Annotated in this window: 11 protein-coding genes; 9 read left to right on the top strand and 2 right to left on the bottom strand. The window is 71.8% G+C overall.

What is annotated here, in order from left to right:
* Positions 1-4 precede the first annotated feature (4 nt).
* The 6 genes from ACT1U9_RS02925 to ACT1U9_RS02900 all read left to right on the top strand — a co-directional run bounded on the left by ACT1U9_RS02925 (position 5) and on the right by ACT1U9_RS02900 (position 14653).
* Complete coding sequence (locus ACT1U9_RS02925) at positions 5-6682, top strand: SDR family NAD(P)-dependent oxidoreductase (RefSeq protein WP_444536779.1); 6678 nt, start codon at positions 5-7, stop codon at positions 6680-6682.
* 16 nt (positions 6683-6698) lie between these two features.
* Positions 6699-11111, top strand: a complete 4413-nt coding sequence (locus tag ACT1U9_RS02920) for a type I polyketide synthase (RefSeq protein ID WP_444536778.1) — start codon at positions 6699-6701, stop codon at positions 11109-11111.
* The gene (locus ACT1U9_RS02915) at positions 11108-11485 is read left to right on the top strand and encodes an acyl carrier protein (RefSeq protein ID WP_444536777.1); all 378 of its coding nucleotides are present in this window, start codon (positions 11108-11110) and stop codon (positions 11483-11485) included. Before ACT1U9_RS02920 ends, ACT1U9_RS02915 begins: the two co-directional genes overlap by 4 nt.
* On the top strand, positions 11476-12342 hold the full coding sequence (locus ACT1U9_RS02910) for an alpha/beta fold hydrolase (protein WP_444536776.1): 867 nt from the start codon (positions 11476-11478) through the stop codon (positions 12340-12342). Before ACT1U9_RS02915 ends, ACT1U9_RS02910 begins: the two co-directional genes overlap by 10 nt.
* Positions 12339-13523 carry a glycosyltransferase gene (locus ACT1U9_RS02905; protein ID WP_444536775.1) on the top strand — a complete coding sequence of 395 codons (1185 nt, stop codon included), beginning with the start codon at positions 12339-12341 and terminating at the stop codon, positions 13521-13523. The genes ACT1U9_RS02910 and ACT1U9_RS02905 overlap by 4 nt, the downstream gene beginning before the upstream one ends.
* Before the next feature lie 74 nt (positions 13524-13597).
* Positions 13598-14653 (top strand): class I SAM-dependent methyltransferase, encoded by a 1056-nt coding sequence (locus ACT1U9_RS02900; protein ID WP_444536774.1) that lies wholly within the window; start codon positions 13598-13600, stop codon positions 14651-14653.
* 36 nt (positions 14654-14689) lie between these two features.
* Here the strand turns inward: ACT1U9_RS02900 and ACT1U9_RS02895 are convergent, their stop codons facing one another.
* Positions 14690-15760 carry an ATP-dependent DNA ligase gene (locus ACT1U9_RS02895; RefSeq protein ID WP_444536773.1) on the bottom strand — a complete coding sequence of 357 codons (1071 nt, stop codon included), beginning with the start codon at positions 15758-15760 and terminating at the stop codon, positions 14690-14692.
* 81 nt (positions 15761-15841) lie between these two features.
* Between ACT1U9_RS02895 and ligD the strand changes: the two genes are divergently transcribed.
* Entirely contained in the window at positions 15842-16879 is a 1038-nt protein-coding gene (gene ligD, locus ACT1U9_RS02890; protein WP_444536772.1) for a non-homologous end-joining DNA ligase, read from the top strand.
* A gap of 28 nt (positions 16880-16907) precedes the next feature.
* Here ligD and ACT1U9_RS02885 read toward each other — a convergent pair whose 3' ends face one another.
* On the bottom strand, positions 16908-17624 hold the full coding sequence (locus ACT1U9_RS02885) for a hypothetical protein (RefSeq protein ID WP_444536771.1): 717 nt from the start codon (positions 17622-17624) through the stop codon (positions 16908-16910).
* A gap of 297 nt (positions 17625-17921) precedes the next feature.
* On the opposite strand from ACT1U9_RS02885, the gene ACT1U9_RS02880 reads away from it, so the two are divergent.
* Both ACT1U9_RS02880 and ACT1U9_RS02875 read left to right on the top strand, forming a co-directional pair.
* Positions 17922-19139, top strand: coding sequence for a helix-turn-helix domain-containing protein (locus tag ACT1U9_RS02880; protein WP_444536770.1), 1218 nt, complete (start codon positions 17922-17924; stop codon positions 19137-19139).
* Positions 19140-19279: 140 nt separating this feature from the next.
* A complete protein-coding gene (locus tag ACT1U9_RS02875; protein WP_444536769.1) occupies positions 19280-20077 on the top strand; it encodes a toll/interleukin-1 receptor domain-containing protein in 798 nt (265 codons plus the stop codon).
* The last annotated feature ends 37 nt before the right edge of the window (positions 20078-20114 follow it).

Below are 20114 nucleotides of genomic sequence, written 5' to 3'. Positions count from 1 at the left end.
CTCCATGACGCCCGTTGCGCCGAACCGTGAACTCGTCGTCGGATTAAGTCCGTTCGGCCTGCCCGACCCACGCCTGGTCGCCGCTGTCTGCCGGGCCGGCGGACTGGGCGTGCTCGACCTCGGCGCAGGCGACCGCAGTGCCCGCGACGCGCTCGCCCTGCTGCGGCGCTGGACGACCGACTTCGGCGTAAGGGTCGGGCCGACCTGCGCGCTCACCCCGGCGGAACTGGTCGAGGAGTGTGGGGGCGCGTTCCCATCCGTGGTGGTTCTCGCCGCCGATGCGTCATGGCGCTCAGATCAACTACCGGCAGATGTAAGGGTATTGGCGGAGGTCGGCAACCAGGCGCAAGCCCGCCTCGCCGCGACCCATGGCGCGTACGGGCTCGTGGCGCGCGGCAGTGAGTGCGGTGGCCGGACCGGCGAGCTGAGCACCTTCGTCCTGCTCCAGGCGCTGCTGTCCGACCCGGCTTACGACCTGCCCGTATGGGCGTGCGGGGGCATCGGTCCCCGTACAGCCGCGGCGGCCGTGGTCGGCGGGGCGGCCGGGGTCGTCCTAGACGTCCAGCTCGCGCTCCTCGCCGAGTCGGGGCTGCCGGACGAGTTCGCGGCGGCGCTGCGCACCACGGACGGGTCGGACACGACCGTGGTCGACGGCGTCCGGGCGCTGCGGCGCGAACGTGCGGGCGTCCAACTCCCCATCGGGCAGGACGGGTTCCTCGCGGCCCGGTTCGAGGAGCGGTATGGCACCGTGGCGGGTGCGGTGCGCGGAGTGCGCGATGCGATCGCGGCGGTTATGAGCGAGTCGGAAAGTGCGAACGTGCTGGCCCCCGGCTCGCCCATGGCGGCCGCCCTCGGCACCCGCCTCCCGCTCGTGCAGGGCCCCATGACCCGCGTCAGCGACCAGGCCGGTTTCGCGGCGGCCGTGGCCCGCGAGGGGGCGCTTCCGATGCTGGCGCTCGCCCTGTCGGACGGGGAGCAGAGTCGCGCCCTCCTGGAGCGCACCCGCGCCGAGCTGGGCGAACGCCCCTGGGGTGTGGGCATCCTCGGCTTCACGGACGGCCGGATCAGGGCGGAGCAGCTGGAGGCCGTGCGGGCCGTCCGCCCCACGCATGCGATCGTCGCGGGCGGCCGTCCCTCCCAGGCAGCCGAGTTGGAGGCGGCGGGCATCCGGACGTTTCTGCATGTGCCCTCGGCTACGCTTCTCGGCCAATTCATTGACATGGGCATGCGCAGGTTTGTCTTCGAAGGCGCCGAATGCGGCGGCCATGTGGGGCCCCGAAACAGCTTTCCGCTCTGGGAGGCGCAGCTCGCCGTCATCGAGGAGTACGTGGCCGGTTCGCCCGGTACCGCAGGCGACTTCGAAGTGCTGCTCGCGGGCGGGATCCACGACGAGCGCTCCGCCGCGATGGCCGCCGCGCTCGCCGCCCCGCTGGCCGCGCGCGGGGTCGCGGTCGGTGCCCTGATGGGCACGGCCTACCTCTTCACCGCCGAGGCGGTGGAGTGCGGGGCCATCCAGCCGCTGTTCCAGCGCCAGGTCATCGAGGCGGGCGCGACCGCCCTCCTGGAGAGCGCCCCGGGCCATGCCACGCGCTGCGTCACCAGCCCGTACACCGACGACTATGCGACCGTACGCGCGCGCCTGCGGGCGGACGGTGTGCCGGACCGCGAGGCGTGGGCCGAGCTGGAGCAGCTGAACATCGGGCGGCTGCGGATCGCGAGCAAGGGGGTGGAGCGCCGTGATGGCGAGTTACGGCCGGTCGTCGAGCAACGGCAGCTGGACGAGGGGATGTTCATGGCCGGGCAGGTCGCCGTGCTGCGCTCGGCGGCGACGACCGTCGGTGCGCTGCACGATGCCGTGACCCGGGGCGCCGCCGCGTTCGCACAGCGGCGCGCGCAGGAACTGTCCCCTTTGGGTGCGGCCGAGGAAGGCGTCCAGGCCCCGGCGCCGCTCGACATCGCTGTCGTGGGCATGGCCTGCATGTTTCCGCAGGCCCCCGATCTGGCGACGTACTGGGCGAACATCGTGGGCGCCGTCGACGCGGTGACCGAGGTGCCCGCCGAGCGCTGGGACCCGGCGGTCTACCACGACCCGACGGGCGAGCGCGCCGACACGACCCCGTCGCGGTGGGGCGGGTTCCTGCCGCAGATCCCCTTCGACCCGTTCGCGTACGGCATTCCGCCCGCCTCGCTCGGCAGCATCGAACCGGTGCAGCTGCTCGCCCTCGAAGCCGCCCGGCGCGCGCTCGACGACGCCGGGTACGGCGACCGGCCCTTCGACCGCTCCCGTACGTCGGTGGTCTTCGGCGCCGAGTCCGGCAGCGACCTGTCCGGCGCGACGACGCTGCGAACCGTCCTGCCCGCGTACGTGGGCGAGATCCCGGCGGCGATCGAGGAGCAGTTGCCGAAACTCACCGAGGACTCGTTCCCCGGGATGCTCGCCAATGTCATCGCGGGCCGGATCGCCAACCGCCTCGACCTCGGCGGCGCCAACTACACCGTCGACGCCGCCTGCGCCTCCTCGCTCGCCGCGCTCGACGTCGCCTGCAAGGAACTGGCCTCCGGAAACAGCGAGTTGGTGCTGTGCGGCGGCGCGGACCTCCACAACGGCGTGAACGACTTCCTGCTCTTCTCGTCCGTCCGCGCGCTCTCCCCGAGCGGCCGCTCCCGTACGTTCGACGCGTCCGCCGACGGCACGGTCCTCGGCGAGGGTGTGGCCTGTGTGGCGCTGAAGCGCCTGGCCGACGCGGAGCGGGACGGCGACCGGGTGTACGCCGTGATCAAGGGCATCGGCAGCGCCAGCGACGGCCGTTCGCTAGGGCTCACCGCGCCCCGGCCCGAGGGGCAGCGGGCCGCGATGGAGCGGGCGTACCGGATCGCGGGTCTCTCACCCGCCCAAGTGGGTCTGGTCGAGGCGCACGGCACGGGCACGGTGGTGGGTGACCGTACCGAACTGGCCACGCTGACAGCCGTGTTCAGCGAGTCCGGTGCGGGGCCGGGCAGCTGTGCGCTGGGGTCGGTCAAGTCCCAGATCGGCCATACGAAGTGCGCGGCGGGTCTGGCCGGTCTGATCAAGGCGTCGCTCGCCCTGCACACCGGTATCACCCCGCCCACGATCCACCTCCAGGAGCCGAACGCGGCCTGGGACGCGGACACCAGCCCCTTCGCCTTCCACACCGAGGCCCGGCCGTGGGTCACACCGGTGGCCGAACGCGTCGCCGGGGTGAGCGCGTTCGGCTTCGGCGGCACCAACTTCCACGCGGTGCTGACCGCCCACGAGGCGAGTGTGCCGCCGCTGCGCGGTTACGACGCCTGGCCCGCCGAGCTGTTCCTGTTCCGGGGCGCGGACGAGGCGGCGGCCGGGCGGGAGGCGGAGTGGCTGCTGGGCGAGCTCGGTTCCCCGGGTGTCCGGTTGCGGGATGCCGCGCTCAAGGCGGCCCGGCGTGCCGAGACGCGCAGCGCGCCGGTCCGGATCGCGGTCGTGGCGGATGGTGTCGACGAGCTGCGGGAGCTGCTGGGGAAGGTGTCGGCGGGGGAGTCGGCGAAGGGTGTCTTCCGGGCGGACGGGCCCTTGGGTGAAGAACGGATCGCCTTCCTGTTCCCCGGGCAGGGCAGTCAGCGGCCCGGCATGCTGGCCGATCTGCTGGCGGCGTTCCCGGAAGCGGCCCGGTATGCGGAGGAGGGGCGTACGTACGCCCCCGCCCTCTACCCGCCGAGGGCTTTCGATCAGGCGGCCAAGGATCGTCAACGGCAGACCCTCACGGATACGAGGTTGGCCCAACCAGCCTTGGGAATCGCGGGGTTGACGGCACATCGCATCCTCGCTGAGGCAGGCGTACGTCCCGACATGGCCGGCGGGCACTCGTACGGCGAACTGGTGGCGCTCGCCGCCGCCGGGGCCCTGTCGCCCGAGACGCTGCTCGACCTCAGCGCCCGCCGAGCCGAGGCGATCCTCGGCTCGCTCGGGGACGACCCGGGCGCGATGGCGGCGGTCACCGCGAGCCCCGCCGAGGTCGAGCAGGTCCTGGCCGACGCGGGGCTCGCGGACCGGGTCGTGGCCGCGAACCGCAACGCGCCGCGCCAGACCGTCGTCTCCGGCTCCACCGAAGCGGTGGACGAGGCGATCGGACGCTTGAAGGACGCCGGGTTCGGGGCACAGCGCATTCCGGTCGCCTGCGCGTTCCACAGCCCGCTGGTCGCGGGCGCGGGGGAGCGCTTCGCGTCGGATGTAGCCGAGCACGCCGTCCTAGCAGCGGAGTTCCCTGTCTGGTCCAACCGGACCGCCGGTGTCTACCCGGCTCGGCCCGACGCCGTACGCGCCGAGCTCGCCGCGCAGATCGAGTCCCCGGTGCGGTTCGCGGAGCAGATCGAGGCGATGTACGCGGCGGGGGCTCGGATCTTCGTGGAGGCGGGCCCGGGTGCGGTGCTCACCGGTCTGGTCGGCAAGATCCTCGGCGACCGCCCGCATCTGGCCGTCGCCTGCGAGCCGGGTCCCGGCGCCGGGCTGCGTGGCTTCCTGGAGTCCCTAGGCCGCCTCGCGGTCGCGGGTGTGCCGGTACGTACGGGACGGCTCCTCCAGGGCCGGGGCGCGGTGACGGCACCACCCGAGCCGCCCGGCTGGACGGTGGACGGCCACCTGGTCCGCACCCGGTCGGGCGCGCTGCTGCCGGGAGCTCTGCAACCGGCTCGGCGGGTCACTCTGGAAAGTGCGCCCGAGCGGCGCGCTGAGGAGGGCTCGTCGGAGCAGGGGCTGATCTCGGACTTCCTGCGGACGACGCGAGAACTGGTCGCGGCTCAACGGGACGTATTGCTGACGTACTTGGGAGCCAATGGCGGTGCGGCTCCGCTGCCCCCGGTGCCTGTGCCGACGACTCTCCCCGTGGAGCCCGCCGCCATTGCGGAAGCACCCCGCCCGCCCGTCGTCGACATCGAGCAGGCCGTGCTCACCGTCATCAGCGAGCGCACCGGGTACCCGGCCGACATGATCGAGCCCGATCTCGACCTCGAAGCCGATCTGAGCATCGACTCGATCAAACGCACCGAGATCGTCGGCGAACTGGCCCGCCACCTCGCGGGGACCCGTACGTTCGACGACACGGAGATGGAGGAGCTGTCCCGGGCGCGTACGGTCGCGGCGATCACGTCCTGGATCACCGCACACGACACCGGGACCGAAGCGGCGCCGTCCGTTGCCACGCCCCCCGCCGCCCCGGACGTCATCACGGGCATCGCCCCCCATCGCCTGACCCTCCGGCCAACCCCCCTCGACCTCCCCCCGGCCCCCTCCCTCCACGGCAAACGTTTCGCGCTGCTCGGCGGCGGCGAGGTCGCCGAGGAGTTGGCGGCCCGGTTGGTACGCGATGGCGCCGAGGCCGTCGCGTACGACATGGACCGACGGCTCGACGAGATCGACGGTCCGCTCGACGGGGTGTTCCACCTCGGGGCCCTCGTGGGCGACACACCGGTGCTGCTCCCCGGCGCCTTCGAGGTCTTCCGGGCCGCTCTGCGGCTCGCGCCCGGGTGGCTGATCTGCGCCAGGGCCGCATCCGGCGCCGGGGAGGAGGTGGGAGCGGGGTTGCACGGGCTGTTCCGGACCATCGGGCGGGAGTACGAGGACATCACGGTCCGGGTCGTCGATCTGGACCCGGACGAGTCCGTCGCGCAGTGGGCCGAGTGCCTGGTGGGGGAGTTGTCCGCGCCGGATCGTGCCCCTGTCGTACTGCGGACCGCCGAAGAGCGGTACGGGCTCGCGCTCGTCGAGGACCCGCTCACCGGGCTCGCGCGCACTGGTGCGGGACCGGCCGGGGACGGGGTGGCCGAGGTCGCGGCCCTCGGGCTCGACCGCGAGTCGGTGGTCGTGCTCGCCGGGGGCGCCCGGGGGATCACGGCCGACTTCGCCCTGGCCCTCGCGTCCGCCGCCCGCTGCCGGATCGAGCTCCTCGGCCGGACCCCGCTGCCCAGCGGTCCCGAGGACCCGGACATCGCGGCCGCCCGTGACGAGGCGGCACTGCGTGCGGTCCTGGTCGCCCGGGGCGAGCTCGCGCCCGCCGCGATCGAACGCGAGGTGAGGACGATCCTCGCCGGGCGCGAAGTCGCCGACACCTTGCACCGGTTGGACCGGGTCGGCGCTCGCGCCGCCTACCGCGTCGCCGACATGTGCGACACCGCCGCCGTGGCGCAGGCCGTCAAGGAGATCCAGGCGGAGCACGGACACATCGACGCGGTGGTGTACGCGGCGGGTGTGATCGAGGACCGTCTCATCGCCGAGAAGGACCCCGAGTCGTTCCGACGGGTGTACGGGACGAAGGTCGACGGTGCCCGCGCGCTGCTCGACGCCGTGGCCCAACTGCCCAGCGGGCCACGGCTCGCCGTACTGTTCGGCAGCGTCTCCGCCGTACTCGGCAACCGTGGCCAGAGCGATTACGCCGCCGCCAACGACGCCCTCGCGGGCCTCGGGGAGCGCTGGGCCCGGCGCACCGGACGCCGGGCGCTCACCGTGCACTGGGGGCCGTGGGCGCCGTCCGCCGAGCACGGCGGCATGGTCACCCCGCACCTCGCCCGCGAGTACACCCGGCGCGGGGTGTCCCTCATCGACCGCGAGGAGGGCACGCTCGCCCTGCTGCGGGAGCTGGCGTGGGGCGACGAGTCGACCAGGTCCGTCGTCTACACGGCATCGGCTCTGTGAGATGGCGGATGTGGAAATGACTGCGAGTCAAGTACCCGTCGCCATCGTCGGGATGTCTGTCCTGTTGCCCGGTGCCGCCGATCTGGACGCCTACTGGCGCAACCTCGTCGACGGCGTGGACGCCATCCGCGAGGTGCCCGACGGGCGCTGGGACCCGGTGTACTACCGGCCCGGCGAGGAGAAGACCGCCGCCGACCGCGTGTACTGCCGACGCGGCGGCTTCGTCGACGGGCTCGCCGAGATCGACGCCACCCGCTTCGGCATCATGCCCAATTCCATCGCGGGCACCGAGCCCGACCAGCTCATCGCGCTCTCCGTCGCCGACCGGGCGATTGCCGACGCGGGCGGCGCGGACCGGCTGCCCGCCCGGGACCGCATCGGCGTGATCCTCGGCCGGGGCGGCTATCTCACCCCCGGCCTGGTCCGCCTCGACCAACGGGTGCGTACAGCCCACCAGTTGACCCATACGTTGAGTGAACTGCTTCCACAGCTCGACCCCGGCCAACTCGACCGCGTACGGGCCGCGTTCACCGACAAGTTGGGGCCCGAGCACCCCGAGTCGGCGATCGGGTTGGTCCCCAACCTCGCGGCCTCCCGTATCGCCAACCGGATGGATCTGCGGGGCCCCGCGTACACCGTCGACGCGGCCTGTGCCTCCTCGCTCATCGCGGTCGACCGGGCGATCGATGAACTCGCCTCCGGGCGCTGCGACATGATGCTCGCGGGCGGGGTCCACCACTGCCACGACATCACGCTGTGGAGCGTCTTCGCCCAGTTACGTGCGTTGTCGCCGAGCCAGCGCAGCCGCCCCTTCCATGCGGCCGCCGACGGAATACTGATCGGCGAGGGCACCGGCGTGGTCGTCCTGAAGCGGCTCGCCGACGCGGAGCGTGACGGTGACCGGGTGTACGCGGTGATCCGCGGTACGGGTGTGACGAGCGACGGTCGCGGCACCGGTCTGATGAACCCCGACCCGGGTGGCCAGACCCGTGCGGTACGGCAGGCGTGGCGGGCGGCCGGGCTCGACCCCCGTACCCCGGACGCGATCGGGCTCCTGGAGGCCCACGGCACGGGCACTCCGGCGGGTGATGCGGCCGAACTGGCCACGTTGGCCGAGGTGTTCGGGCCCTCGGATGTCGCCGGGAACGCGATCATCGGCTCGGTGAAGTCGATGATCGGCCACTGTATGCCCGCCGCGGGCGTCGCCGGGCTGGTGAAGGCGGCCCTGGCCGTGCACCACGCGACCCTGCTGCCGACCCTGCACTGCGATGACCCGCACCCTGCGCTCGATCGCACCCGTTTCCGACCGATGGATGTTGCCCGTCCCTGGGACGCGCCCTTGCGTCGGGCCGCTGTCAACGCGTTCGGGTTCGGTGGGATCAATGCGCATGTGGTGCTGGAACAGGCGCCGGGTGTGAGGGAGTTGGCGTCGGTCGCACCCCTTCCGCGACCTCGTGCCGACGTGCGCGAGCCGGAACGGGTGCTGCGGCTGAGTGCGGACTCGGCGGACGGCCTCGCGCGGCTTCTGGACGCGGAGGACTCGACCGTACTGGAGGCGAGGGATACGCCGTACGCCGCTGCCGTCCGGCTCGGCATCGTCGATCCGACCGCCAAGCGGCTCGCGCTCGCCCGCAGGGCGGTGGCGGCGGGCCGCCCCTGGCGCGGCCGGGGTGATGTGTGGTTCGCCCCGAGCCCGCTCCTCGCGAGCAGGACCGGGACCGGCGGCAAGGTCGCCTTCGTCTTCCCCGGTCTTGAGGCCGAGTTCGCTCCCCGCGTGGACGAGGTGGTCGAGCACTACGGGCTGCGGCTGCCGGGCCGCGCGTACACCGAGGCGACGGACGTGGCCCGGCACGGGCTCGGGGTGCTGCGGGTCGGCCGGGTGCTGGACGCGGCCCTGCGCGCGATGGGCGTCGAGCCGGACGGCGTGGCCGGTCACAGCGTCGGCGAGTGGATGGCGATGATCGCGGGCGGACTGTTCCCCGCCGACAGCACCGACGACTTCTTCGCGGCCTTCGACCCCGACTCGCTGCGGGTGCCGGGCCTGACGTTCGCGGCGATCGGCGCGTCGGCGGCCCGGGTGACCGAAGCGCTCGCGGGCCGCGAGGACGTGGTGCTCTCGCACGACAACTCCCCGAGCCAGTCGATGATTTGCGGCCCCGAGCAGCCGGTCGCGGAGTTCGTGGCGAAACTGCGGGCCGAGCATGTGATGTGCCAGGTGCTCCCGTTCCGCTCCGGCTTCCACACTCCGATGCTGGCGCCGTATCTGGGCCCGCTGACGGGCGGCCTGAACGCGGCGGAGATCCTTCCGCCGCGCGTCCCGGTCTGGTCCGGCACCACGGCGGCCCCGTTCCCGGCAGCTCCCGACGAGGTCCGGGCCCTGTTCGTACGCCATCTCCTTGAGCCGGTGCGGTTCCGGCCGCTCATCGACGCGATGTACGCGGCCGGGTTCCGTGCGTTCATCCAGATGGGCACGGGCCGGCTCACCTCCCTGATCGACGACACCCTCAAGTCCCGCGACCACCTCACCCTCTCGGCCAACTCGCCCCAGCGCGGCGGACTCGCCCAACTTCGGCGGGTGGAGACGGGGTTGTGGGCGGAGGGGTACGCGCCGATGTCGCGGCGGTCTCGTGCGTCGGGGGTGCGTAGGCGTCCCGCCACCCCGCTCGATCTCGGCGCCGCCCTGGTGCCTCTCGATCCCGGTCGGCGGGACGCGCTTCGCGCCGAGCTCGTACCCCGTACGAATGGTGAACGAGCTTACGGGGCCAGCACGTTGGCATCTCAAATCACCACCCGCCACCCCGTCGCCGCCGAGCTCGACGCGTTGCTGCGGGAGACCGCTGAGAGCGTCACCGCCGTACTGGAGGCGGCGAGTGCGCCCGCCGAGCGGCAGGCCCGGCCGGAGTCCGTCGAGCGGCACACGCGGCTCCGGGTTTCCACGGACACCATGCCGTACCTCCTCGACCACTGCTTCTTCCCGCAGCGGCCCGGCTGGCCGGATGTGTCCGACCGGTATCCCGTGGTTCCGGCCACCACCGTCCTGCATCACCTGATGGCCGCGGCCGAGGAGGCCGCGCCGGGTCAGCGGGCCGTCGCCGTGCGGGATGTACGGCTGGAGAAGTGGGTCAGTGCGGTCCCGGCCGTGGACGTCACCGTCACCGCCCGCCCCCAGGGGCAAGGCCGGATGGCGGCCGCTTTCGGCCCGTACGCCCGCGCGACCGTACAGCTGGCCTCCGCATATCCGCCACCGCCGCCCGCACCACCCCTCGACGCCACCGGCGAGCGTCCGGCCGAGATCCGCGCGGCGCAGCTGTACGAGGACCGGTGGATGTTCCACGGGCCCGCGTTCCGGGGCGTGACCGCGCTCACCGGAATCGGCCCAGCACACGTCCGGGGCACGATCACCGCACCGCCCGCCCCGGGCGCGCTGCTCGACAATGTCGGCCAACTGCTCGGCTACTGGCTGATGTCGACCCATCCCGTACGCACGGTCATCTTCCCGGTGGCGATCGGCGAAGTACGTTTCCACGGGCCGCAGCCACCCACCGGCACCTCCGTCGACTGCCATGCCATCATCACCTCGCTCACCGAGGACACCCTCCTCGCCGACGTCCGGCTGACGCTTCCCGACGGCACGGTGTGGGCGGAGATCTCCGGCTGGCGCGACCGCCGCTTCTCGGGGCTCGACGCGCGCAAAACCGGGGGATACCCGGAACACCGCGCGCTCTCCGAGCCCCGCCCCGGCGGCTGGTACATGCTCCGGGACGTCTGGCCGGACCTGGCTTCCCGCGATCTGTTGATGCGTACGCAACTGGGCGCCAGAGAACGGGAGTTGTACGAAAGGCGGCCGCCGCGCGGGCGGCGGCAGTGGCTGCTCGGCCGGATCGCGGCCAAGGACGCGGTGCGGCGGTGGCTGTGGGAGCGCGGCGAGGGCGCGGTGTTCCCGGCCGAGATCGAGATCGTGAACGAGGAGTCGGGGCGGCCGCGTGCGGTCGGCATGCACGGTCGCGTATTGCCGCCGATTGAGCTGTCGCTGGCCCATCGGGGCGAGCTGGCGGTGGCGATCGTACGCCCCGGCTCACCTTCAGTTGGTATCGACATCGAGCACGTCACCGACCGCACCCCCGACACCCTCCGCGTTGCCCTCGGCCCCGCCGAGCTCGCGCTCCTCGCCCGGCTGACCGCGACCACGGACGACTCCGAGGCCCTGTGGTTCACCCGTTTCTGGGCCGCCAAGGAAGCGGCCGCCAAGGCGGAGGGCACCGGGTTCGGCGGTCGTCCACAGGCCTTCGCGGTGACGCATGCGACCCCCGAAGACCTGGTCGTATCGGTCAACGACCGCCACCACCAGGTCCATTGCACCTTGATCGACCCCACCCACGTCGTGGCCTGGACCACGTCCTCCGTGCCCCCCAAGGAGAGTGCTCAGTGACCACCAGCGAACTGCCGCCCGGCGCCGCCCCGCTCGCGCCGCCGGACCAGAATCCCGTTCCGGACGAGAAGATCGTGCTGGCCGAGATCGCCGGGCTGATCGTGACCGTCCTCGGGGAGTACGCGCCCGACCCTGCCGACATCCGCCCGGACACCCTCTTCGGCGACGATCTGGAGCTGGAGAGCATCGACCTCGTCATGCTCTCCGGGCAGCTCCAGGAGTGGTACGGCGACCGAGTGAACTTCGCCGAGTTCGTGGCCGGTCTGGAGATCGACGAGGTCATCGCGCTCTCCGTCGGACGCCTCGTCGACCATGTCGTGCAGTGCCTGAGCGCGGGACCGGTGTCCGACCCGGGAGCCGTCCGATGGTCATGATCCGGGCGAACGGGCTCGGGCTGCACGTACAGCGCCTGGCTCCCAGGCGCCACCACCCGTACGGCACCGTCGTGTTCATCCACGGCGCCTTCATCGACAGCCTCGCGAGCTTCTACTTCACCCTCGGCCCGGCGTTCGCCGCCGCCGGGTTCGACGCCGTCATGTACGACCTGCGCGGCCACGGCCGCAGCGAACGCCCTCCGACCGGCTATGCCCTTGAGCACTTCACCGCCGATCTCGACAGCCTGCTCGACGAGCTGGACGTCGACGGTCCCGTCCACCTCGTGGGCAACTCCTTCGGCGGCACGGTCGCCCTCGACTACGTGGTCCACCGGCCCGAACGCGTCGCCACCGTCACCGTGATCGAGTCGGGTCCGGCGAACGCGGCCTGGTCCGAGACGATGTCGGCGGCCCTGCGCCAGGCCGGGGACATGCCCGAGGACGACGCGCTGCTCTGGTTCACCGAGCAGTACGGAACGCTCTCCTCCACCCGGACCGGCGACGCCCGGCACGACGCGCACATCCGCCGACTCGGCCTGGCCGCCGGGCGCTTGGTGCGGTCCACCACGATCGCCCGCGACATCCCGGCCGGCCGGGTCCTCAGTGACGCGCAGCTGAGGCGGGTGCGCTGCCCGGTGCTGCTGATCAACGGGCAGGAGGGCCTGGTGGCCGCCGAGGCCGCCCGGCTGCGCTCGCTGCTCCCGCGCTGTCGGGTCGCCGTGGTACCGGGACAGAAACATTCGGTCCTCGTCGAGGCGGCCGACACCGTGGGCGAGCTCGCGCTGAGCTGGATCCATCAACATGCTGACCGTGTACGGGAGTTGTCCGAGCCGAGCGAAACGGGGTCGGCGCGGTGAGTCGGTTCCTCTTCGTCGTGCCGCCGCTGACCGGGCACATCAACCCGGCCGCCGCCGTCGGCGCCGAGCTGACCGCCCGGGGGCACGAGGTGGCGTGGGCGGGGCGGCCGATGGTTGTCGGTCGGCTGGTGGGCGGACGGCCGAAGGTGTACGAGTGCGCCGGGCCCGACCGGATCGACGGGCTGCGGCCGCCGCAGCTGCGCGGGATCGCGGCGCTGAAGTTCCTCTGGGACGGCTTCCTCGGCCCGCTCGCCGAGGGGATGGCGCCCGGGGTGGAGGCGGCGATCAGTGCGTTCGGGCCGGACGTCGTGGTCTGTGACCAGCAAACGGTGGCGGGCGCGCTGGTCGCGGAACGGCTCGGCGTCCCATACGCGACCTCGTCGACCACCTCCGCCGAGCTCGCCGGCAGCATGTCCGGACTGCCGGGCGTCGAGGGCTGGCTCACCGCGCTGATCGGGCAGTTGCGGCAGCGCATCGGAGATCCGGCGGCCACCCACGATCCGCGCTTCTCGCCGCTGCTGACGCTCGCCTTCACCACCCCCGAGCTGGTCGGCCCGTATCCCGTCCCCGCGACCGACCTGCGGTTCGTCGGCCCGGCGCTGGCCTCCCGGCGTTCGGACGCTGGGGACTTCCCGTGGCAGTGGCTCGATCTAGCGCCCGGTACGGCGCCGGTCCTGATCACGCTCGGCACGGCGAACCCGGACGCGGGCGGCCGGTTCCTCGCCGAGAGCGTGGCCGCCGTACGCGCCCGGACCGGACAGTTGCGCGCGGTGGTGTGCGACCCCGGCGGGCTGCTCGGGCCCGTCGCGGTCGGCCCCGATGTGCTCGTACGCGCGGCGCTGCCCCAAGTCGCCCTCCTGGAGCGGATGTCGGCGGTCGTCTGTCACGCGGGGCACAACACCGTCGCCGAGGCGCTGTGGCACGGCGTACCCCTGGTGGTGGCTCCGATCCGGGACGACCAGCCGGTGGTGGCGTCCCAAGTGGTGGGCGCCGGGGCCGGGTTGCGGATCAAGTTCGGCCGGGCGGGACGCGAACAGATCGGCGCGGCGCTGGACGCGGTGGTGACCGAGCCCCGGTACCGGGAGGCGGCCCACCGTATCCGGGACGCCTTTCGCAAGGCGGGCGGGGAGTCGGCGGCGGCCACGTACTTGGAAGAGCTCGCCGGTGCGGGCGGCCGCTAGGGCCTGCCCGGTGGATCTGGCCCTAGGACCGGCATCGCGCGAGAACCCGATGGATCGACAGAGAGGAACCGGACATGCCAAGCCGCGAAAAGATCGCCGAACTCCGCCCGGCGTACCGCGAGGAGCTGGCCCGGGGTACGGCCCGGTTCTTCCTGCCGGCGCGTACGAACTGCCCCTGGTGCCTGGGCCCCGACCTGCGGCGCAAGTTCCGCACCCGGGACCTGATCCAGGACAAGCCGGGGGAGTTCGTGCTCGACGAATGCCTCGGCTGCGGCCACATCTTCCAGAACCCGCGCCTGAGCCAGGAGGGCCTGGACTTCTACTACCGGGACTTCTACGACGGCCTCGGCGCCGAGACGACGGCCAAGATGTTCGAGGGCAACGGCAGCAGGAAACGCTTCCGCCGCAGCGCGCACGCATTGCGCCGCGTCGCCCTGCCCGCCCGCTGGCTGGACGTCGGCACCTCGCTCGGCCACTTCTGCGCGGCCGCAAAGGAGGTGCTGCCGGACACCGAGTTCGACGGCCTGGACATGGGCGAGGGCGTCGAGCACGCGGCCAAGGAGGGCCGCGTCGAGCAGGCGTACCGTGGGCTGTTCGTCGATCTGGCCGACTCGATGACGGGCCGCTACGGCGTGGTCAGTATGTTCCACTATCTGGAGCACACCCTCGACCCGCACCGCGAACTCACCGCCGCGCACACGGCGTTGGCGCCCGGCGGTCATCTGCTGATCGAGGTCCCCGACCCCCAGTCGCTCTGCGGGCGGCTGCTCGGCCGGCTCTGGCTGCCCTGGTTCCAGCCCCAGCACCTCAACCTCATCCCGATGCAGAACCTCTGCACCCGGCTGCGCAACCTCGGCTTCACCGTCGTGGTGGCCGAGCGGCGCGACGCCCACATCCCGGCGGACCTTGTCTGCGCCACGTGGTTCCTGTTCAGCCGCCTGCTGCCGCCGGACGACGTGCCCTGGCGTGCGAAGCGCCCCGGCCGGGTGAGCCGGGTGGTGCGGTCGGCGCTGGTGTACACCGCGCTGCCGTTCCTGCTCGCGGTGTACGGCATCGACCAGCTGCTGAACCCGCTGCTGAGGCGTACGCGGTTCTCCAACGCGTACCGGGTGATCGCGCGCCGCGACTGACGGGTGGGGGAGCCGGGGTGTTTGCCGGCGTTGGGGTTACGCGCCCGAGAGCACCTCGGCCAGGTCGTAGCGGACCGGCTCCTCCAGCTGGGCGTACGTACAGCTCGTGGGTTCTCGGTCCGGGCGCCAGCGGCGGAACTGGGCCGTGTGCCGGAAGCGGTCGCCCTCCATGTGGTCGTACGCCACCTCGCAGACCCGGGACGGCCGCACCGCCACCCATGACAGGTCCTTCTTGCCGGTCCAGCGGCTCTGCGCGCCCGGCAGCCGGGCGCTCGCGTGGGCGGCCTCGTCCAGCCAGGCCGCCCAGGGGTGGCCGTCGCCCACCGGGTCGTCCATCAGCAGCGGAGCCAGTTCCTCCACCAGCTCGGCCCGCCGCTTCATGGGGAAGGCCGCGCAGACGCCGAGGTGCTGGAGCGCGCCCGAGTCGTCGTACAGGCCGAGGAGCAGGGAACCGACGACCGGTCCGCTCTTGTGGAAGCGGTAGCCCGCGACCACCACGTCGGCCGTACGCTCATGCTTGATCTTGAACATCAGCCGGACGTCGGGGCGGTACAGCAGGTCGAGCGGCTTGGCCACGACCCCGTCGAGCCCGGCGCCCTCGTACCGCTCGAACCACTCCTGCGCCTGCGCGGCGTCCGTGGTGGCGGGCGCCAGGTGTACGGGGGCGGTGACGCCGCGCAGCGCCTCGACCAGCGCGGCCCGGCGTTCGGCGAGTGGTGTGTCGAGCAGCGACTCGTCACCCAGCGCGAGCAGGTCGAAGGCGACGAAACTGGCGGGGGTCTGCTCGGCGAGCAGCTTCACGCGGGACGCGGCCGGGTGGATGCGCTCGGTGAGCCGGTCGAAGTCGAGACGGCCGTCGTGGACGATGACGATCTCGCCGTCGACGACGCAGCGCTCGGGCAGCCGCGCGGTCAGTGCCTCGGCGAGTTCGGGAAAGTAGCGGGTCAGCGGCTTGCCGTTACGGCTGCCGATGACGATCTCGGCCCCGTCGCGGTGCACGATCGCCCGGAACCCGTCCCACTTCGCCTCGTACTGCATACCGGGCGGAATCTTCGCGACGGATTTGGCGAGCATGGGCTTCATGGGCGGCATGACGGGCAGATCCATGCACCGGATTGTCCCTGATTGAGATGGATATCCGCCATTTACGATATGCGAGCGATGTGAGGGCGGCCTACCGTGGCGTGCATGGGCACGAGCAAGGGTGAGGCGGTCGAGCTGGAGGTGGCCGGGCGGACGGTGAGGCTGTCGAACCCGAACAAGGTCTACTTTCCGGAGGGCGGCTACACGAAGCTGGACGTGGCCCAGTACTACGTGTCCGTCGCCGAGGGGATCACCCGCGCCCTGCGCGACCGCCCGACCACGCTTGAGCGGTACCCCGACGGGGTCGACGGCGAGTCCTTCTTCCAGAAGCGGGCGCCCAAGAACCTCCCCGAGTGGATCCCGACGGCTCGCATCTCCTTTCCCAGCGGCCGCCATGCCGACGAGATCTGCCCGACCGAGCCCGCCGCCGTCCTGTGGGCCGCGAATCTGGGCTGTCTGACCTTCCACCCCTGGCCGGTACGCCGCGAGGCCACCGACCACCCCGACGAACTCCGCATCGACCTGGACCCCCAGCCCGGCACGGACTTCGACGACGCGGTGCCGGTGGCTTTCGAACTCCGCGCACTGCTGGACGAGTTGGGGATGCGGGGCTGGCCCAAGACGTCCGGCGGCCGGGGCATCCACGTCTTCGTACCGATCGAAGCCCGCTGGACCTTCACCGAGGTACGCCGCTGCGCCATCGCGATCGGCCGCGAGCTGGAGCGACGGATGGAGGGCCGGGTGACGACGGCGTGGTGGAAGGAGGAGCGCGGCGAGCGGATCTTCGTCGACTACAACCAGACGGCCCGAGACCGCACGATCGCGTCGGCCTACTCGATCCGCCCCAAACCCCATGCCCCGGTGTCGGCCCCCCTGAGCTGGGACGAACTGCACGACGTCCACCCCAAGGACTTCGACCTCCGCACGATGCCGGCCCGCTACGCCGAACTCGGCGACATCCACGCGGACATGGACACCCACGCGTACAGCCTGGACCCCTTGCTGGAACTGGCCGCACGCGACGAACACGAACACGAACTGGGCGACATGCCGTACCCACCGGACTATCCGAAGATGCCGGGGGAGCCCAAGCGGGTGCAGCCCAGTCGGGCCAAGAAGGGGGTGGGGGAGGGCGGGGGCTGAGGGGTGGGCACAGCCGGTACCAAGAGCGCTATCGAGGGTCCACCCACAGCGCCGAGGCGACCGCGCGGAGGTCACCCTCGGCCGTGGCCAGGGCGACTCCCATCCGGTGCTTGCGGCCTTCTTCCGTGAGGACCCAGGCGTACGACACCAGCGGTGTGGAAACCGGCACCGGCTGGAGCAGGCGGGCTGTGAGCGAGGCCGTTACCGCGCCCGTACGCATCCCTCCCCGCAGCCGGCCCGCCGCGTTCCCGGGGCAGTCGAGTGCGCCCCACACGAGCTCCGGCCGCAGCATCCCCTCGGGGTCGGCGAGCGCGGGTCCGGGGGTCCACGCGGCGGCGACCAGATCGCGTCCCGGCACGGCCCCGCAGTGCTGGCGCAGCCCGGTGTCGGGGGTGCGGTCGAGTCCGCACCCGAAGCAGTCCACGGCACCCTCCGGCGGAGCCGCGCGGTACGCCTCGGCCGCCGCCAACGCCTCGCCCCAGGAGGGCGGTTCGGGGACTTCGAGGTCCAACTCGTCGGGCGTGGCCACCGCGAGCACCCCGTCCGCGCCGGTCAGCACGGCGCCACCGTCGGCGGTCTCCGCGAGCCCCACCGGCACCTCCACCGGGGTCGGCCGCCGGAAGTCCACCCGTACGGTCTTGGCCGCCGCCCGCCCGGCGAGCACCCCCGCTACGAATCCGCCGAACGCCACCCCGGGATACCCCCGCAGATGGCCGGGCACCGTGATCGTCTCGATGTCGGTCATGGCCCTCACTTCACCACATCCTCGCCTCCGTCGGCCGGACGGGTATGGGCGGCCGGCAGGAGGCAGAGCGTCTGTGTGGTGGCGCAGAGGAGGACCGGACCGCGAGCTCTGGCCGCCACCGAAGGTCGGCAGGACGTCACTTTGCTAAGTGAGTGTCCTGTGCTGGTGAAAAGAAGAGGAAACAGGAAACTTCTGATCAGCCCTACGTGGAGCCAGTATTGCGTGCCACACTTTCTCTCGGCTCCTGATTCGTCAGGGGATGCAACGGTCATGTGTGACTTGCTTAAGGAGGTGCCGATGAAGGTTCCTTTAGGCTTCGGCGCGGAGCTGCGTCGGCTGCGAGAAGCCGCGAACATGACGCTGGATGAAGTTTCCAAGGAGGTGAGCTATAGCAAAGGACACCTCTGCAAGGTGGAGCGAGGAAACAAGAGACCGACTCAGGTCCTGGCACGTCGTTGTGACGCCTTGTTCAAGACGGGTGGGCGTCTCGCGCACATGCTGGATACACCGAAGCCCACCGATGCCCGCCGAGCCCAGGGGCGCAGGGAAGTGCTCGCCACGGGCGCCGGTTCCCTGGTGGCCGCCGCCATGGGAGGCCGGGGCGGGGGACCTTGGACGGGCTACCCGGCACTGCCGACGGCCGCCCTGTTCCACGATCAGCTGCAGCAGATGCGGATGTTGGGCCAGGCCAGCGCACCCGCCGCGCTTCTGGCGCCGCTCGGTACACAGGTCTCCACCATCACCCGCATGGCCACCCAATCCTCGGGCAGCGCCCGGTCCGAATTGCTGGTCATCGCCGCTCGCTTCGCCGAGTACGCCGGGTGGATGGCTCAGGAGGCGGGGCGTGTCGCCGAGGCCCTGGACTGGACAGCACAGGCGGTGGAACTGGCCCGGGCCGGTGGCGACACGGATCTGGCGGACTACGCCCTGGTCCGTCGTGCCCTCATTGCCCTGTACAACAACGATGCCCAAGAGACGGTCGAGTTGGTCGAGCAGGCTCAGCGCGACGGTGTGCCGCCCCGGATCCGCGGGCTGGCGACCCAACGAGCCGCGCAGGGGCACGCGCTGGCCGGCGACGAGAGCGCCTGCCTGAACGAACTGGACCGTGCGCGCACCCTCCTGGCCAAGGACGACGCCAGGGACAACGGTCCTGTCCTGGGCCCCACCCAGGTCCCCGACCTCGTCTCGATGGTGACCGGCTGGTGCCTGCACGACCTGGGCCGGCACCGGGAGGCCGCCGAGATCCTGGACCGCGAGTGCCTGCGCATCTCCCCTCACGCGGTGCGCACCCGCGTCCGCTACGGCCTTCGCCGGGCCTTGGCGCACTCCGCCTCGGGCGAGATCGAGCACGCCTGCGAAGTGGCGCGGGAGCTGCTGATGTTCACCGACCTCGCGCCGTCGGCGACGATCCGGACAGACGTAGGCCAACTCGACCGCGAACTGCGGCGATTCCGCTCCCACCCCGCAGTTCGTGAGCTGCGCCCAGGCCTGGCGCACGCCATGGCCGACCACTGACCGAGCTATCCCCTTACGTGTCGCGTACGGCCGTCCGCTCCGCCGTGCCCGTTTACACGTGAACGGCGTGCTGCCTCGGGCTGCACACCCACGTCATCCTTCGGCGGCTCGTGCTGCCCATCTCCAGAGGAGACTGCACCATGCCTGTGATCTTCGTGAACTACCGCAGTGGAGACGAGGAGTTCACCGCCACTCTCGTGGAAAGAGAGCTGTCCCGGAGGTTCGGCGACGATAAGGTCTTCCGCGCCAGCAAGTCGATCAGTCCGGGAAGCAAGTTCCCGCAGGAGATCCTCACCGCCGTACGGCGGTGCAGCGTACTGCTCGCAGTCATAGGTCCCCGCTGGCTCGCGGCCCGCTCCGCTGACGGAGGCCCCGCTCTCGCGGATCCGGAGGACTGGATCCGCCGGGAGATCCTTGAGGCGTTCGACACCGGTGCTGTCGTCATCCCCGTACTCGTGGGCAAGGCCACGAGGCTCAAGCGCGAGGAACTGCCCGCAGAGCTGGGGGAGTTGGTCGACTGCCAGTACCGCAGGCTCAACCATCGAAACGCGGAGTCCGATCTGTCGCGCCTGGCCGAGGATCTCGGGCGCATCGTTCCCGAACTGGGTGGCGTGGCAGCGTCCGACGGGCACGAGCAGTCCTCCCGCGAGGGCAGGCAGACGGGGAAGGACGCATCCCGCAAGGTCGCGCCGCAGAAGGCGGTCAACCGCAGCCAGCGCGGTGGCATCGGAAACGTGAACGGCGACTTCACGGGCACGTTCGTGAGCGAACCGCAGGGCCCCGTCCACACGGGCAGCGGTCACCTCTACCAAGCAGGCGAGCAGCATCTCTCGCCGCGGATCTCCGGCGACGGAATGCAGATCGGGTACGTCGGGGACAACCACGGCACCGTGAACCAGGAGCGGGGAGGCCCGCGCCCCTCGGACGGTGAGCGGTGACAGGTCACCGTACGACAGTCTCCGCCCCACGGGCGGG

The organism is Streptomyces sp. BR1, from assembly GCF_052373795.1.
Classification (GTDB): Bacteria; Actinomycetota; Actinomycetes; order Streptomycetales; family Streptomycetaceae; genus Streptomyces.
The sequence above is the reverse complement of the archived record's forward strand: the minus strand, read 5'-3'. Positions and strand labels throughout refer to the sequence as shown.

Coding starts and splice junctions, on each gene's coding strand:
- ACT1U9_RS02925 (WP_444536779.1), top strand. CDS start 5: ATGACGCCCGTTGCGCCGAACCGTGAACTCGTCGTCGGATTAAGTCCG.
- ACT1U9_RS02920 (WP_444536778.1), top strand. CDS start 6,699: ATGACTGCGAGTCAAGTACCCGTCGCCATCGTCGGGATGTCTGTCCTG.
- ACT1U9_RS02910 (WP_444536776.1), top strand. CDS start 11,476: ATGGTCATGATCCGGGCGAACGGGCTCGGGCTGCACGTACAGCGCCTG.
- ACT1U9_RS02900 (WP_444536774.1), top strand. CDS start 13,598: ATGCCAAGCCGCGAAAAGATCGCCGAACTCCGCCCGGCGTACCGCGAG.
- ACT1U9_RS02895 (WP_444536773.1), bottom strand. CDS start 15,760: ATGGATCTGCCCGTCATGCCGCCCATGAAGCCCATGCTCGCCAAATCC.
- ligD (WP_444536772.1), top strand. CDS start 15,842: ATGGGCACGAGCAAGGGTGAGGCGGTCGAGCTGGAGGTGGCCGGGCGG.
- ACT1U9_RS02885 (WP_444536771.1), bottom strand. CDS start 17,624: ATGACCGACATCGAGACGATCACGGTGCCCGGCCATCTGCGGGGGTAT.
- ACT1U9_RS02880 (WP_444536770.1), top strand. CDS start 17,922: ATGAAGGTTCCTTTAGGCTTCGGCGCGGAGCTGCGTCGGCTGCGAGAA.
- ACT1U9_RS02875 (WP_444536769.1), top strand. CDS start 19,280: ATGCCTGTGATCTTCGTGAACTACCGCAGTGGAGACGAGGAGTTCACC.